11 protein-coding genes are annotated in these 15,953 nt (G+C 41.9%); 2 read left to right on the top strand and 9 right to left on the bottom strand.

The window, feature by feature from the left end:
- Positions 1–125 precede the first annotated feature (125 nt).
- The 9 genes from OK025_RS10380 to OK025_RS10340 form a co-directional block, all read right to left on the bottom strand.
- On the bottom strand, positions 126–2,867 hold the full coding sequence (locus tag OK025_RS10380) for a glycosyl hydrolase (RefSeq protein WP_317669399.1): 2,742 nt from the start codon (positions 2,865–2,867) through the stop codon (positions 126–128).
- A gap of 12 nt (positions 2,868–2,879) precedes the next feature.
- Positions 2,880–3,191 (bottom strand): L-rhamnose mutarotase, encoded by a 312-nt coding sequence (gene rhaM / locus OK025_RS10375; RefSeq protein ID WP_159727303.1) that lies wholly within the window; start codon positions 3,189–3,191, stop codon positions 2,880–2,882.
- 41 nt (positions 3,192–3,232) lie between these two features.
- Positions 3,233–6,190, bottom strand: coding sequence for a glycoside hydrolase family 2 protein (locus OK025_RS10370; protein WP_317669398.1), 2,958 nt, complete (start codon positions 6,188–6,190; stop codon positions 3,233–3,235).
- Between the two features lies 1 nt (position 6,191).
- Positions 6,192–7,346, bottom strand: coding sequence for a glycoside hydrolase family 88 protein (locus OK025_RS10365; protein WP_317669397.1), 1,155 nt, complete (start codon positions 7,344–7,346; stop codon positions 6,192–6,194).
- A 113-nt stretch (positions 7,347–7,459) separates the two neighbouring features.
- Complete coding sequence (locus tag OK025_RS10360; RefSeq protein ID WP_317669396.1) at positions 7,460–9,055, bottom strand: arylsulfatase; 1,596 nt, start codon at positions 9,053–9,055, stop codon at positions 7,460–7,462.
- A gap of 1 nt (position 9,056) precedes the next feature.
- Positions 9,057–9,836 (bottom strand): rhamnogalacturonan acetylesterase, encoded by a 780-nt coding sequence (locus tag OK025_RS10355; protein WP_317669395.1) that lies wholly within the window; start codon positions 9,834–9,836, stop codon positions 9,057–9,059.
- 8 nt (positions 9,837–9,844) lie between these two features.
- Entirely contained in the window at positions 9,845–10,615 is a 771-nt protein-coding gene (locus OK025_RS10350; RefSeq protein WP_159727312.1) for a rhamnogalacturonan acetylesterase, read from the bottom strand.
- A gap of 55 nt (positions 10,616–10,670) precedes the next feature.
- A complete protein-coding gene (locus OK025_RS10345; protein ID WP_317669394.1) occupies positions 10,671–12,518 on the bottom strand; it encodes a rhamnogalacturonan lyase in 1,848 nt (615 codons plus the stop codon).
- A gap of 41 nt (positions 12,519–12,559) precedes the next feature.
- Entirely contained in the window at positions 12,560–13,885 is a 1,326-nt protein-coding gene (locus OK025_RS10340; protein WP_317669393.1) for a glycoside hydrolase family 28 protein, read from the bottom strand.
- A gap of 623 nt (positions 13,886–14,508) precedes the next feature.
- Here OK025_RS10340 and OK025_RS10335 point away from each other — a divergent pair.
- Positions 14,509–15,357: a glycoside hydrolase family 28 protein gene (locus OK025_RS10335; RefSeq protein WP_317669392.1), complete on the top strand. Its 849-nt coding sequence runs from the start codon at positions 14,509–14,511 to the stop codon at positions 15,355–15,357.
- Positions 15,354–15,893 carry a glycosyl hydrolase family 28 protein gene (locus tag OK025_RS10330; RefSeq protein ID WP_317669391.1) on the top strand — a complete coding sequence of 180 codons (540 nt, stop codon included), beginning with the start codon at positions 15,354–15,356 and terminating at the stop codon, positions 15,891–15,893. Before OK025_RS10335 ends, OK025_RS10330 begins: the two co-directional genes overlap by 4 nt.
- Positions 15,894–15,953: the final 60 nt, after the last annotated feature.

Raw genomic sequence — 15,953 nt, 5'->3', positions numbered from 1 at the left:
AATTTTAAAAACTTAAAGCGCACTCTTTTTTGTATATTTTAACCATCAAAATTGTAAAAAGTAATGCCCCCAAAAAAAGCCTCGTTTTATACGAGGCTTTCAATAGTGCTTACTGCTTTTTGCTTTTAATAACTCCAAATGGTAACAGGTCCAATCAAACCGCTTTCCATGGGTTTCCAGCCGCTTGCATCAAAATCTTTATAATTGATATTGACAAAATTGATTTCGTGATAATTTCGCCAGGCAACTTTTTTACGGTCTAAATAGCTGATACGGTTTGCCATTAAATTGGCAACCTCTATGCGAATCTTGTTTTCACCATTTACCAACAGGGTTGTAATATCTAGCTGAAACGGAATAGACCATAACACACCGGCCTCTTTTCCGTTGACATAGACCTTTGCACTTTCAGCAACACGGCCCAATTTCAATAGATAAGATTTTGATTGATCCTTATTGATCGAAATTGTTGTTTCATAAGCTCCTGTTCCGGAAAAATTGACAGCATCTTGGTCTCCCCAATCTGTCCAGGAGGAGAGTTGATCGAGCTTTTTAGCCTTTGGTAAAACAGGTCCACCAGCCATAAAACTCACTTTCCAATCGCGATCCAATTGCGCCACCTGGTTTAACTCATCCTGATAGCGAAAGGGTTCTCCGGCCTGTTGCGCTGAGGCAAGGACTATCCAGGAATAGCCAGATGGAATCTGCACCCGTATTTTGCCGTTAGCTGATGGCAACTGATATGTCTGCCCAGTTTGAGGATCCAACAGCGAATAATGTGAAGCCTGTGCATTTAATGTAATGCTACGATCAATAGTCTGTCCACTATGATTGACCAAATAATAATACGTGTCCTTACCAGCGGCTCTGCGTGAAAACTTCAACCCTGTTTGGTTAATCCGTTCTGCTGCGATCTCTTCTGTTTCGAGTGCCGAATTGACATCTGTCGTAAGATAGATTTTGCCTCTTCCAAAAGCTGTGTACTGATTCGCTTTATCCTTTTCGAAACCTAGCGATGCAATTAATTTATTGAACAGTGTACGGCGTTCCTCTAATTGGCTATATCCAGGAATCTCTTGCGGTAATTGCTGGAAGATGACAGTTGCGCCTTGGTTGGCCATTTCCAGGATTTTCTGCAGTGTCACTTCAGAAAAATAATGACAGGCAGGTATATAAATTGCCCGATAAGGGATCGCATCCTTTGAGGTTTGTAATTTCCCGTCGTTTACTGTAGTTCCTGCCAGAATTTTATCTGTTGCAAAATCAAAGCTATAGCCCCGTTTCTGCAGCTGAACACTTTGTTTATAAAATTGCGTCGGATGTAACCACTCGTCGACATCATGAACCTTTAATGCCTTATCCATTCCCTTGGCATTATTCCAAATATCATAAATGGGCCAATATACCAGCAGTTCGTTGTCAGCACGCGTAGATTGCAAGATAGATTGCACACGTGTAATATATTGATTCAAACCGGTAAGGTGGTCCCAGAACGAATTTTGTGGAACAAAATTAACGGAAGCATAGAACAACCATCCTGGAAAAGGTACATTTTTCGGCGAATAGGTTGTCCCATGATAGAATACATGATTCACTCCAGCAAGGAATAGTTGTTCGACTTCTGGTTTCGTTTGTGACAAAGAAGTTTTAAAATGTTCGGTCAGCCAGGTGAATGTTTCCGAAGAAGTATATTTTTTACCGTATACATTTGTCGCCGACGTCGCAAATTTCGCCATCATGGGGTCTGGATCCACATTACGGATATCAGCAGTATCCCGTCTTAATCCGGGAATACCAAAACTACTGGATCCAAAGGTTTCACACTCCGCAATATCTGTATCCGCATACAAATCAATCAGATTTCCTGGAGATCCATGGGCTTGATTTTTTGAGACTGCGCTAAAACGATGGGCAAAATCCGTAAATGGGGTCAAAAAATTCTGGGCAAGCAGTATATTCACAACTTCACGATAATCCGATTTAAGGCCTGCTGTTTTAGCTTCATTCTTTCCCTTACCTACAAAATCCAGGAGATGATCCTGTAACCTATATTCCTTTATCCGGTCGAATGATTGCAAAAATTCATCCGTCCAATTCGCACCGTATACTTCGTAGCTATCGTTAAAAAAAGCACGTACATGCAATGGTTTGTCCTGAAAAGCTTCGGCAAATCTATTGAAATAAGATGCGACAGAACGCTTCCCCAGGTGATCCAACGTATATCCTTCTCCGCCCGGAGCGGCACGTTTGACTTTCTGTCCTGTTCTACCAGAAAAGACAGCTATTAAATGAATATCGGTAGGGGCTTCCCATGTTCCAGCAGTCTTTGAAATATGATCATCCAGATTAATCTCGCTATTGTCGGTTCTAAATGCCCGTAATGCCTGCAAAAAGAAATAATGTTGTTTAGGATCCTTAGGCTTTAAGGGAAAGGTGACTTTTTCACCTTTTTTTAATTCAAATTCATCTAGGATCAATTTGGTAGCGGCATCCTTTTCTTTGATTTGAGGTCCCCCAAATGGCCAACCAGTTCCCAAATTAATATCCACTCCCATGCCCAAGGCATTGGCCTTATCCGTTGTTACCCCCAACATATTCATCCATTGTGGTGAAAGAAAGTTCAGGTAGCTGGATTCAAATCCCTTAGCGCCATAAATAGGTGTTACCTCAACTCCACCAAAACCACTTTTTTCAAATAAGGTTAATTCGCGTTCGAGATTAGGTCGGTCCACAGCCGAACCGAGCCACCACCAACGCGTCCAAGGCCTCATTTCTTTGGTAACTGCTGGCCATAAATCCTGCGCCATCGTTCGACCGACAGCCAACAGATTACAGGCAAGCACTAATGATATATAAATTTTCTTCATGTTACAATTGGCCTAATCCATGTGAAATACTTTTTTCAAACTGACCGATACTGGAGAATGATCGGCATGTACTTCCATGATATCATACATATAATCCCACCATTGCTGAACAATAGCTTCCTTACCCAACTCTTGTGACGAATGTCCTGCTAAATATTGAACAGCAAATAGAGTGTCTGTCTCCTCATCCAAAAAAATGGAATAATCAGACACCCCATTTTCGCGTAATAAGGTTATTAATTCTGGCCAGATCGCGTCATGTCTCCGCTTATATTCCGCAGACATTCCCGGTTTCAATTTCATTTTAAATGCTATTTTCTCCATTTCTTTTCAGTCTTCAACTATTTTATGATCGGCAAATTTTCTTAATTGACCACTACCTGATGTATGTCAGCTTCGATAATGCTCAAGGTGCCTTTGGCATTCACGTCATTACGGGCCACACCATCATCAAGTTTCTTGCCCCCCATTTCAACCTGATTGTTTTCCCTCGTGGTAAAAGGTGCATTTTTAAGTTTTATTGTTATTTTTTCACCCCTTATACGCGGAAATGACAAGGTACAATAGCCTAATGTCACATCGGTATTGCCGTCGAAAACAAGTTTTTCGTCCACAAAAATCTGCAATGGATAAGATCTTGATCTAAAATTATTCAGTTTCAGGTCAACTTCATCGATATCGGATTTTTCCTGCAAAGTATATGTAATCCAGGCGGTACCTAGTTGTCCGTCATTGACCCAATCCGACAGTTCATTGTCGTCGTAAGAGTGTGATGCTTTCTCTTGATTGGCGCCAGCAGCAACTGCACGGATTTTGAGACTTTTTTTCAGCTGCACCAAGGTGGGGTTCGCAGGACTTGGTCCACGCGCTAAAAATGAAGGCAAATTTTCATTGGATTCCTTGACGAAATAATCCGCCATGGTTTTGAGCGGTTGCACCGTCCAGACGGTTGAATCTGACAGCAGACCACTTGATGTCGCCTTCAACATCACACGCCCCGATTTATTGTACTTTGTGCGAAGCAATACACGATTTACACCAGCCTCCACAGGAAGTGAGGTAGCTAAAATATAGTTATCAGGCCCCTGGGCGATACCCCCGCGCCAATCCATCGGTCCATCCAACTTAAAGTCAATCGTATTAGAAGCCAATGGGCAACGTAATCCGTTTTTGTCAAGCACTTCGACTTCTGCCAATACCATATCGTTACCATCAGCAAATAAGCCATTTTTACCATGTTGCGCCGTCAAACGGATTTTGTAAGGCTCACCTGTTGTTTTTAGTTCTTTCTTATTTAACAACTTTCCATCTTTTGTGAATGATTTTGCCGTCAATACGCCGGCCTCAAAATCAACGGATGGAAATCGGTATAGGAAGTCGTATAGCTTTTCCGCTTCTTTCTGTACTTTTCCGTTCACAGCTAATTCGACCCGGTCAGCGGCCGAAACGACCAATACATCTTTTTTCGTTCCGGGCGCATAGTTCCAGTGCCCTACAAGGTACAAGCCTTTTGGATCAGGAGCGATCCAGCCATCCCACATCACCTGGTGGGCAAAGTAAGCATCTTTGGGAATACGCATGGCGTCTACTTCGCCACTTCTTCTGTAATTCTCTTTTCCCCTAAAATGGGTATTGGAATCCGAGAAAATAATATTGACACCGCCCGAATTTACGCGGTCACCAGTGCCCGGACGCATCTTCCAATATTCCCACCAACGGTGTACCGCTTCAACAACATAAGTATCTTGATTCCTGTTATAATCACTGGCATCTACACCTTTATAAAGCGGGCCTTCACCATCCTTATGAAAAGGATAACTCAATTCGTCCCAATATTTACGTAAGGCCTCATCTCGCATATATTCGGTTGCGATCATGGGATGACGCGCACTTTTATTGATATACAACATTTCACCCCCATACTCAGCTAACTTACTATCCAGCATTTCACGTGAGCCAATTGCCCGTCCGCCAGCTGGATCGTATTGATCACGAATGGTCTTCATTTCGGCCATATGTTCCTCCGAAATCGATTCGTTTCCACATTCATAAAACAAGACACTTGGGTTATTCCGATAATAAATAATTGCATCACGCATAAGCTCCGTGCGCTGTTCCCAACGTCTACCTTGGACATCTTTTTCGGCATCTCCTGCGGGTAGCATTTGCATCAGTCCCACGCGGTCGCAGGATTCAACATCCTGTTTCCAAGGTGTTACGTGCATCCAACGAACCAAATTGGCATTGCTCTTGACCATGAGTCCATTGCTAAAATCACTTAACCAAGGGGCTACAGACAAACCAACAGCAGGCCATTCATTACTTGTACGCTGTGCATAGCCCTTCATCATCAAAACCTGATCATTCAGATAGACCATGCCATCTTTAAAAGCCGTTTTTCGAAATCCTGTTTTCGTCTTTACAGCGTCTATAGTTTTGTTGTCCTGTACAATTTTTGTCGTAACCGTATAGAGATAGCCATAACCCCAGCTCCAAAAATTAACCTGATTCATCGTTGAGTTCATGGTCAATTGTTGTGTTTGATTGGCAGGAAGATTGAACTTTTTTGAAAATGTTTTCACTAATTTTCCTTCGGCATTATGTACTTCGGCAACAAAGTTGACCAGACGCGATTGCAGGGTTTCATTCTTTACCTCCGAAGAAACAAAAAGATCCATTGTCTTTTCAGGGATATTTATGTTTTTCGCATACACATAAACACCTGTAGTCTTCAAATTGGAATACAATGGTAAAGTCTGATAAATTTTGGAAGTAAAGTGGATCCATACATTTTTTGGAATTCCACCATAGTTTGCATTAAAGTTTTTATCGTTCCATTGATACGTGCTATTTGTTGCCTTTTCACGATAGCTCCAACTATTGTCTATACGTATGGCCAAGATATTTTCGTGATCGCGATCAATCAGGTCCGAAATATCAAGTCCTGCTGCCATAACGCCATTTTCATGACGACCAATAAATTTTCCATTGAGATAAAATTCTCCGCCAAAGCGAATCCCTTCAAATTCCAAAAAGACCTTATCGGAAGTAATTCCCTTGGGAATACTAAACTTTTTTCGATACCAAACAATAGTTGTCGAAAGGTCATGTATCGCTTTTGCGAAAGCTTCATCTTCATTCCAGGCTTGAGGCAAGGCAACCTGCTTCCATGCCCGATCATCGAAGCTAACAGCAGAAGCATCGCTTACATCGCCAATATGGTAACGCCAGTCAGCGTTGAAACTAAAAGTAGTCCTCCCCGCCTGAGCATATGTACCGAATGAAAGCAGTAGGCAACAAAAAATAAACAGAGACCTTTTCATCTTATCTTGACAACATTTTATAGACTTCTGTTCCTCCTAATAAGAAACAACCCAAACCGTAATCTTCAAAATCCGGTTGACTTGAAAAACTGACGGGCTGACCATCCTTAGGTTCTTTCCCTGTTCCTTGCAAATAGCCCAAAAAACCAGAAGGGTGTACCGCTTCTGCTGTCATTGCTTTCCATGCCTTTTCTACAACAGGGCGATATATTTTAGCATCCAGGAAACCATTATTGATACCCCAGGCCATACCATAGGCAAATAATGCTGTGCCTGAAGTTTCACGTCCGCCAAAATTAGTCGGATCGTGTAGACTGACATTCCAAAATCCATCCGGTCTTTGAATAGGAACAAGCGCTTCCATCATAGCTTTATAATCCGACATGTACTCGGCACGATGTGCTTCGTTCTCCGGAATTAAATCAAGTACCCTGACCAAAGCTGCCACAACCCATCCATTGCCACGTGACCAATAGCAATCCTCACCATTCGGCTCCTTGTAGGGAGGAACAAAATCTTTATCGCGCCACCAAAGTTTATCGGCCTTGTTATACAGGCCTCCACCTTCCTGTGTTTTTGAATGATGATACATTTTATACATGTAATCAAAGTAAGTTTGATCCTTGGTCATTACTCCCAATTTAGCATAAATTGGCATGGCCATTTGTATGGCATCAATCCAGGTCCAATCGTCTACTTTTCCAGATTTGATAATGTAATCTATATTGGCTTTAATCTTTTGGATACGCTCAGGCTTTGCTTCAATCTCATAGAGATCCAGATAGGTCTGCCCACAAGCTTGGTCATCGGCATTTCGAGTTTCCAAACCGTTGCGCATACCCCAGTCATGTTTATTTCCCCAATCCACAGCATAATTGTAGTATTCGTTGTTTTTATCAATCTGATAAAGTGCCATGAGCCCTTCGTAATAAACGGCCCGGGTCCAGATATTGCTCGGCCGCCAACGGTTGGTATAGATCGGTTTACCGGTGTCTGTCCATTTGTTCATGAAATAACGATTGGTCAGCTGCAACGATCGGAGTACATCTACAGCGGTTAATTCCTGCCTCTGTTCGACAACCTTCTTCGTCGATGAACATGCTGAAAGGAAAAACGCAATCATCAAAGTGGCCGTATAAGTATTAAATATTTTCATGTTTTTCTTTATATAATTATTCATAACGGGAATTCCTTTTTTTCAGAAAGTGTCTGATCTTATTGGCCAGAGAGAACCTTCTTTTGCTTTCATTGCTGTTGGTGCCTGCGAAATCATGAAGGTTTTTGAGCGAGCTGCTCGTAGGGTATCACACCAACCCTTTTCGCCCAGTTTTCATAGATCTGAACCATTTCTCGGTATATTTTCGGAAAAGAGGCTGATAAGTCTACTGTTTCACTTCTATCTTTTTCTATATCATATAAATACCACCTATTTTCAGGATAGGAAGAGACCAATTTCCATTTACCTTTGCGCACAGCTTTGTTACCCTCGTGCTCAAAACAAATTTCCCGATCCATATCCTTCTGTTGCTCATTCCATAGCGGAAGCAAGGAGGCCCCTTCCATCGGTTTAATCGTATTACCGGCATAATTTTCAGGATAGTTTGCTCCCGACCATTGTGCTAAGGTTGGCATGATATCGATCAAATGGGCTGGCCTATCAAACTGTTTTCCTTGCGGCAGAAACTTGGGCCCATAAGCGATAAAACTGGTTGCATTGCCACCCTCAAACTCCCAATGCTTGAACTTTTTGAAAGGCGTATTGCTCACTGCAGCGCCTTCAATTCCATAAGCTGTAAAAGAACGTGGATGACTAGCAGGAAATTCATTCGCAGCTCTAATTTCTGCTGTAAATCCCGCATTGGTTATGGTCTCATTGCTCGCCCCGTTATCAGAGAGAAAAATAAAAACAGTGTTGTCCAATTGCCCTTTTGATTGGAGATAATCAACCAGTCGGCCAACATTCTGATCCAATTCGTCTACCATCGCCGCGTAGACAGCCATCTTTTCATCCCATTTTACTTTTTCTTCCCAGCTGCAATCATTCCAATTTCGCAAGGTGGTATCCATTGGAGACAATTTGGTCGTTGGTGGCACTATCCCTAACTGCTGCTGTTTTTGAAAACGCTTTTCACGGATAGCCTCCCAGCCTTCCATATATTTACCCCGATACTTTGCAATATCCTGCGGTTTGGCATGTATAGGCCAGTGGGGCGCCTGAAAAGCGAGGTATAGAAAAAAAGGATCCTCTTTTTTCGTTTCCAAATGCTCGCCAATGAAAGCCATCGCATAATCCGTATAGGCATCCGAGCTATAGTAATCTTTTGGCGGAACGATCGTCTCATTGTCCAAAGCTATCGTCAATTTTTGTTTGGGACGATAAGGCCGGTTTTCAAAGTAGCTGTTTGCTCCATCAATTAGCCCATAGTAGCGCTGAAATCCACGCTGCCGAGGCCAATTTTCTTTTTCCTGTCCAACATGCCATTTCCCAGCCATATAAGTTCCATAACCTGCGCTTTTCAATAGTTCGGCCAATGTGACCGAGTTTCGATTTAAATAGCCCTGATAGGCAGGAAAAGGACGCTTGTTCATCATATCACCCACACCTGCCTGATGCGGATACAATCCGGTCAATAGAGAAGCACGTGATGGACAACAACGCGAAGCATTATAAAAGTTAGTCATCTTAATACCTTCCTTTGCCATTTTATCCAAATGTGGGGTCTGAATTTCGGAACCAAAACAACCTAAATCAGCATAGCCCATGTCATCGGCCAGAATCAACACAATATTGGGCCGTTGCTGTGCACGGACTATAAATACTGTGAGCAGAAAGAAGATCGCCAGCGGAAAGGTAGATTTTATCATACTACATAAATTTCTTTAGTCCGATTTTGGTTTGTGCTTTCAATTGTTCAGCAACGAGTTTAGCATTTAGCAAAGCACCTGCTTTAATTGTATGGGTCGCATCTTTAGGATCAAAAAATTCTGTTTCTACTTTCTTTTTCCCCAATGTTTCATACTGGGCTATCACTTGATCCTGCAAGGGGATAAAAAACGCATTAGCCTGTTGTGCAGCTTCTTTTGCCCATGTTGCATAATCCGATTTACGCACTTGGTTTCCTTCCCAGGCATTGCGCGGAATAGGTGAACAAATAATTGCTGTGGCTCCTTTATCTTGAATATTTTTCACAAATCGACGTAAGTAAAAACCATAACTATAGACAACTTCATGTTGCTTCAGCAATGGATTATACACTTCTTGGTAATCGTCGCCATTTCCTTTTATCGTTCCACGAGCACGTAACGTATCCACAATAGGACTTGAATCATTATGTCCAAATTGCATAAGGACAAAATCGCCCGGCTGTATGCTATCCAGTACCCTCTGCCAAAGCTTTGGATTGTTATAAAATGTCCGGGTACTTGTTCCCCCCAAAGCACGATTCTTGACATTGATCTTATCTAATTTAAAATACTGACCGATCAAACTTCCCCAGCCCCACTGTCCATTGGCCCCATTTCCCTGTCCGTTTTTTACGGTGGAATCACCAATAATAAATAAGGTCGGTTTATGCTGTTTTTCCAAAAAAGACATACTGATTACAGCGAAAAGGACCACAGCCCAAGGCAACAATTTCAATTTCATCTTCATTTTTATTTAATGTATTGTACTAATTGGCTTTTAATCCTCCGAAATCCTTCGATAACAGACAATGCATTTTCTCTTGCTCCAGCTTTATTCGTATGTGTATGGTCACCTGGAAAATAATTGGATTTTACCCGTTCAGCACCAAGCTGATCATATTTATCTGCGGTAATACTATTCAGATCCAAAAAAGGAACGCCCTGTTCTTCTGCAATCTGCCTAGCCCACAAGCCAAAGTCGTTGTCGGCCCGTTTCACCTTACCTTGATTATCCCATTGGTTGCGCGGAATCATGGATAACAAAATTGGTGTTACCCCCTTTTTCTTTGCTTCAATCACAAAACGACGCAGGTTTTCACCGTAAGTGTGTACGGTCTCCTTCTTTCCATTTCCCCAATCCAGCACAACGGAGTCCTGGCCGATGCCCCGTAGCACACCCCGATAGCCTTGTTTGCTGGTATCGGGCTTACTGCCCTCGTTATGGCCAAACTGAATCAATAAGAAATCTCCCGGCTTGAACAAAGAATCAACTTTTGCCCATCTTCCTTCTTTGACAAATGTTCGTGTACTACGCCCCGCCATCGCATGATTGTCTACACGGATTCGTGTCGTATCCAATAATTCAGGAAGCAGGGTACCCCAGCCCCAATATTCCTTATTGCTGTTCTTAACGGTCGAATCACCGATAAGATAAATCGTAGGTCTATCTTGCTGTTTCGCAAAGGATATCAAAAGAACGGCTGTCAGTGCCATCCCTATCCATTTTATTGTATGCTTCATTTGCTAACTTATCTATTTCTTTTAGTCAAAAAATCCAAATCGCGCTTCCAAATTACTATTTTTTATGGCCATACTTAACCAGCTGAATGTTCGGCTTGACTGGACGATCCATACCTGCACCGAGATAATACCCCGTATGTGGCGGTTGATTGTAAGCCACATTCTGCCATGCTATGCTCAAGCGATACTGTGGATCATGCATCAACGTATATACCCTTTGTGTTGTAGGGATCGTTGTTGTATAGATACGTAGGCTTTGGTTGTCATCTGCACGTAGGATCAATTCTTCACGCCAATCGCCAAAGATATCCGCGCTCAGGTTAGGTGTACTTTTAGTTCCATTGATCGATGATGCTCCAATCGCCGTAAAGATTCGTTCTATTTTCCCATTTTTATATTTTTCAATATAGTTACTGTTTAAAAGTTCCCGGCTCAAATCGGCATCCCACCAGATCAGAAAATTGGTCGATCTCGGCGCCGGCCCTACACGATTACCTTTGGTATCGTACATATCTCTAGATCCCAGCCACCACAGATACGCCCCTTTATGATCGGGATCTATATTTGCAGCAACACCGCGGGGAATATCTTGGTCTATTGCACTTTTAAACAATATTGCGCCAGTTTTGGCATCCAATAAAGCCACGCCGGTCCCTTTCCGCCCTCCTTTCAGTTCATGGATTCCAAAGATCTCCAGGCCGGGTCTTTCAGGATCTAGGTCACCGACATGCAGCGCATCACCATGTCCCAGTCCTGTACTGTATAGACCTTTGCCATTATCATCAATAACCATCGAACCAAACACAATTTCATCTTTGCCATCCTGGTCAACATCCGCGACCGTAAGATTATGATATCCCTGTCCGGAATAAGGATCTTTACGAACTTTGCTATCAAATACCCAGCGGTTCACTAATTTTTTATCTTTAAAGTCCCACGCTGCCAAAGCTGTCCGTTCATAATATCCCCGCGTCATCACAACACTTGGATGTACACCATCCAAATAGGCTACACAAGCTAAAAATCGATCGCTGCGATTAGCATTTGTATCTCCCCATGAACTTAGCTCTCCACGTTCTGGTAAATAATTTACAGAGCTTAGGGCTTTGCCCGTCAATCCATCAAATACGGTTAAATATTCAGGTCCTTTCAATATGCGACCAACAGTCCGCGAATTTAATACAGTATCACGCCAATCGGCCTGGGCATCACCAATGACATTTCCCAGTCCATCTTTCGTACCGTCGGCCGTTTTGCAGACCAGCTCTGCACGGCCGTCACTATCGAGGTCGTATACCATAAATTGGGTATAATGTGCTCCTTCCCGGATATTTTTACCCAAATTGATTTCCCAAAGAAAAGTACCATCTAGTTTATATGCCTGAAAAATAGGTTCCGAAGTAATCCCATTGTGTGCATTGTCATGTCCAACACCCGTCTGATGAACAATCAGTTCGTAAGTCCCGTCTCCATCCAAATCACCTACAGAAATATCACCCGGAGTGTACCCTTTGGGAGTACGTAAGGGAATATTTAAGTATTGCTGTACTTTTTGATCTTTCGATAAGGTCAATTTAGCGACTTCTTTTTCTTTACCTCCGGCTACTATATCCAAAATGTAAGTAACATCTTGATTCAAATCGACATGATCGTCCAAAAAATTAGTCCCTTCGGTCAAAGGTGAAGTATTTAGTCTTTTCTGCTTGCCATTCCCATCCTTTCTATAAATTGCAAAAGCCGTATCAAAATCGTCAGTGCCAAGCAGACGCCAGCTTAAAAAAACAGCGTTGTCCGTCGTTTTTACACCCACCATCCCCCGATCCAAAAACTCCATTTTACGTTGGCCTGAAACGGCTAGGGAACCGATCAGCGCCCCGGTCAAAAGAATAAGTTTTGTCTTCATAATTCAAGGTCTAAGCCACAGCAATATGCTGGTACATATTATTATTGCTTTTTATTATTAACAGTTACATTATTTAGGACAAAGTTTTTAATATATTCCCTGTGAATCGCTGGATCTTTGGCTGCACGGACGTGCATATTTTGAAATGTAAAATCCGACAGCACATATTGTTCCGAATTGAGGACATCGAATACGATGTCGCAATCCAGATCTATATTGCGTAGGACAATATTTCTTGCATAGGACATTTTAATATCTTTCTCGCCCTTCAAATCAAAAAATTGGGTCCAAGGTTTAATAAACAACATGCTATTGACATTTCCCTTTACATTTTCGATCAAAATGTTTTCATATTCCTGTGGCGTATCTGGCCGCATCTTTAACTGCAACAGCTTGCGTGCTTTATCTAAGGTATTGTTCCTAAAAATCACATTATAGCTATGAATAGATTCACTACCACAAGTCAGTGCACTATGACAAAATCCAAAGAAACAGTTCTCAATAATAATATTTGAATTAGGTCCATTATTAGGATCTTTGTCGGACTTAGGCCCTTTACCTCCTTTTAATGCGATCGCATCATCGTTAACGGATAAGTAACAATCCTTAATCAATACATTGCGGCAGACATCCAAATCAATCGCATCTGAACTAGGCGCTTTCACAGGTTCCTTTGGCGCCGAAATGTGCAAACCGATCAATTTGAGATTTTCACATTTATAATAATGTGAGGTCCAAAACGGTGAATTGATCAAACGAATGCCCGATATTTGTACGTCCTTGCTATTGGAAACATAAAGTAAGCGTGGGCGCATCTCGTCCATATTTGTGCATTGTGGATTAAACTGTCTTCGAAGCCAAAAGGATCGCCAGTAGCGCAACCCGTTTCCATCGAGTGTGCCTTTGCCCGAAATTGTAAATCCATCCACCTGATCCGCATTGACAAGCGCCAAAAAATATTTCACTGTCTGACCTTCCATTCGAGTCTCCGCTAGCGCAAAATCTGCGATATCATCACTTCCTTTTAACACAGCCCCTTCTTCCAAGTGCAAGTGTGTCTTTGGTTTAAAAAATAATGAACCACTCAGATAGATCCCTTTAGGTACGACGACGACACCGCCTCCACTTTGATATGCTTTATCAATTGCTTGTTGGATTTTGGCAGTTTGCACGATGGTGCTATCTGCGACCACACCAAAATCCGTGATGAGAAATTTCTCTCCGAGCGTTCCGATCTCAGTCGATTTTACAGTCTCGAACCATTTTGAGATTGCTGTTCCGTCCGGAAACTTTCCTTGCGCATGTGCATTGGACAAGATCGCAATTGATGTAAGCAGGAGTAAAAATCGAAAGATTTTTTTCATCATATTTAGTTTTATTAAGTCTTGTTTCCCCGCTTGTCTACAGCTTAATTAAAAAGTGTAGACAATGCCGTCGAATTGATTAGCGTATTTAAGGATACTTAAATAAGTAGCTAGTTTTAAAAGTATCAACATTTTTAACAAGAGCCGTCCTGTAGTATCCTGAACAAACCAGACAATACAGTCAGAAAGTGCTCGTTTTCATGTATAATAAGGTCAAAAACAGGGATTCAACGTCATTCGTAATATATTTGTTATAGAATTCTCAACTCCAACGCCACACCAACTTATGACCAACTCCTAACTGTAACCACGTTGAGTGCACAGTGAGTCCACGTTGAGTCCACCTTTTAGAGGTTGATTCACCATGCACTCACCTTTTTAACAATCCGCTTGCAGTCAGGAGTTGATATGGATTTGGTGATACCTTATCCTTAAGAAAATATATCCAAACCACCTTGTACTGTCCTGCCTGGTAAAATTAGGTTCCCCCTTGATTGTTCCTTATTTTTAGTCTTTATTGTTTTTAATCAATTGCTTAGGACCTCCTGATGAAAAATAAACTGGATATTCCATATGGCCTTAAAAAACACAAACCAAGCTTGCGTGCTCATGAAATAATTATAAACATGAAATATAAATCAATCTTCGCCCTTATTTTACTATCGATCGCTTTTACTCGATTGAGCGTCGCGCAGATCAGCAAGATCAACCAAGACGATATTAAAATCAAAGCTCCTTTTGAAATCCCAGTATTTAAGGTCCCAAATTTCGAGCATTGTAAAAACTACGATATCCGCGATTTTGGTGCACGTCAGGGTGACAAGGAAAGTACTACCACAGCAATCGCGAAGGCAATTGTGCTAGCGACAACATCGGGTGGCAATATCATTATTCCTCCTGGAGAATGGTCAACCAAGGCAATACACCTAAAGAGCAATGTTAACTTACATGTCAGTGCAGGAGCAACCTTATTATTTTCGGGCGACCCGAAAGACTATTTACCTGCTGTTCACAGTAGCTGGGAAGGGCTTGAGTGCTATAATTATTCGCCATTGATCTATGCATACGAAGCGACAAATGTTGCCATTACCGGTAAGGGAACCATAAAAGCAGATCTGACTGTTTGGGAGAAATGGTTTCCGAGACCAAAGCCGCACATGGAAAGCATCAAAAATCTCTATAATTGGGCACAAGAAGGGATGCCTGTGGAACAGCGTCTCATGGTCAACGACACATCTAACCTTAGACCTCAGTTTATTCAATTTAACCGTTGCCAACATGTGAGGGTCGAAGATATCAAGATCCGAAACAGTCCTTTTTGGACCTTGCATCTCTACCTAACGAAAGATGCGCTTATCCGTGGCATCGACATCTACGCCCATGGGCATAACAATGATGGAATTGACCCAGAAATGAGTCAGAATGTATTGATTGAAAATTGTGTATTTGACCAGGGGATGATGCTATTGCCTTGAAGTCGGGTAGAAATCCCGAAGGCTGGCGGTTGAAAACGCCAACAAAGAATATTGTGATCCGTAATTGCGAGATCCGTGACGGTCACCAGCTCCTTGCCGTTGGAAGTGAACTGTCGGGAGGGATTGAAAATATTTACGTAAACAATTGCACAGTACTGCCGAATGAGAAGCTCATGCATCTACTTTTCATCAAAACCAATGAACGAATGGGCGGTTACGTTAAAAACATTTATTTTTCAAAGATCAAAGCCCAAAACGTAAAGGAAGGTATACTTGGAATAGATACGGATGTGCTCTATCAATGGCGCAACCTGGTACCAACCAAAGTAAAAAAACTGACTCCAATAACGAATGTCTATCTTTCCCACATTAAAGCTGAAGTAGGTCAGTTTGTCTCGAAGATCAATGGTAATCCCGAACTTCCAATTCAGACCATACGATTGAAGGATGTACATCTTAAAAAAACGACATCAACTGCTATTCAAAATAAATACGTCAATGATTTTTCCTACACGAATAGTGATAAAAGTGAATAAAGCACAACCTTTTTGGGTTCAAGAAACCTAAATAAGCATGATGGAAAAGAATACATACTA

The sequence above is a fragment of the Sphingobacterium sp. UGAL515B_05 genome (genome assembly GCF_033097525.1).
Classification (GTDB): Bacteria; Bacteroidota; Bacteroidia; order Sphingobacteriales; family Sphingobacteriaceae; genus Sphingobacterium.
This window is presented reverse-complemented; position numbering and strand designations above follow the sequence as displayed.

Coding starts and splice junctions, on each gene's coding strand:
- OK025_RS10335 (WP_317669392.1), top strand. CDS start 14,509: ATGAAATATAAATCAATCTTCGCCCTTATTTTACTATCGATCGCTTTT.
- OK025_RS10365 (WP_317669397.1), bottom strand. CDS start 7,346: ATGAAAATATTTAATACTTATACGGCCACTTTGATGATTGCGTTTTTC.
- OK025_RS10360 (WP_317669396.1), bottom strand. CDS start 9,055: ATGATAAAATCTACCTTTCCGCTGGCGATCTTCTTTCTGCTCACAGTA.
- OK025_RS10380 (WP_317669399.1), bottom strand. CDS start 2,867: ATGAAGAAAATTTATATATCATTAGTGCTTGCCTGTAATCTGTTGGCT.
- rhaM (WP_159727303.1), bottom strand. CDS start 3,191: ATGGAGAAAATAGCATTTAAAATGAAATTGAAACCGGGAATGTCTGCG.
- OK025_RS10345 (WP_317669394.1), bottom strand. CDS start 12,518: ATGAAGACAAAACTTATTCTTTTGACCGGGGCGCTGATCGGTTCCCTA.
- OK025_RS10370 (WP_317669398.1), bottom strand. CDS start 6,190: ATGAAAAGGTCTCTGTTTATTTTTTGTTGCCTACTGCTTTCATTCGGT.
- OK025_RS10340 (WP_317669393.1), bottom strand. CDS start 13,885: ATGATGAAAAAAATCTTTCGATTTTTACTCCTGCTTACATCAATTGCG.
- OK025_RS10355 (WP_317669395.1), bottom strand. CDS start 9,836: ATGAAATTGAAATTGTTGCCTTGGGCTGTGGTCCTTTTCGCTGTAATC.
- OK025_RS10350 (WP_159727312.1), bottom strand. CDS start 10,615: ATGAAGCATACAATAAAATGGATAGGGATGGCACTGACAGCCGTTCTT.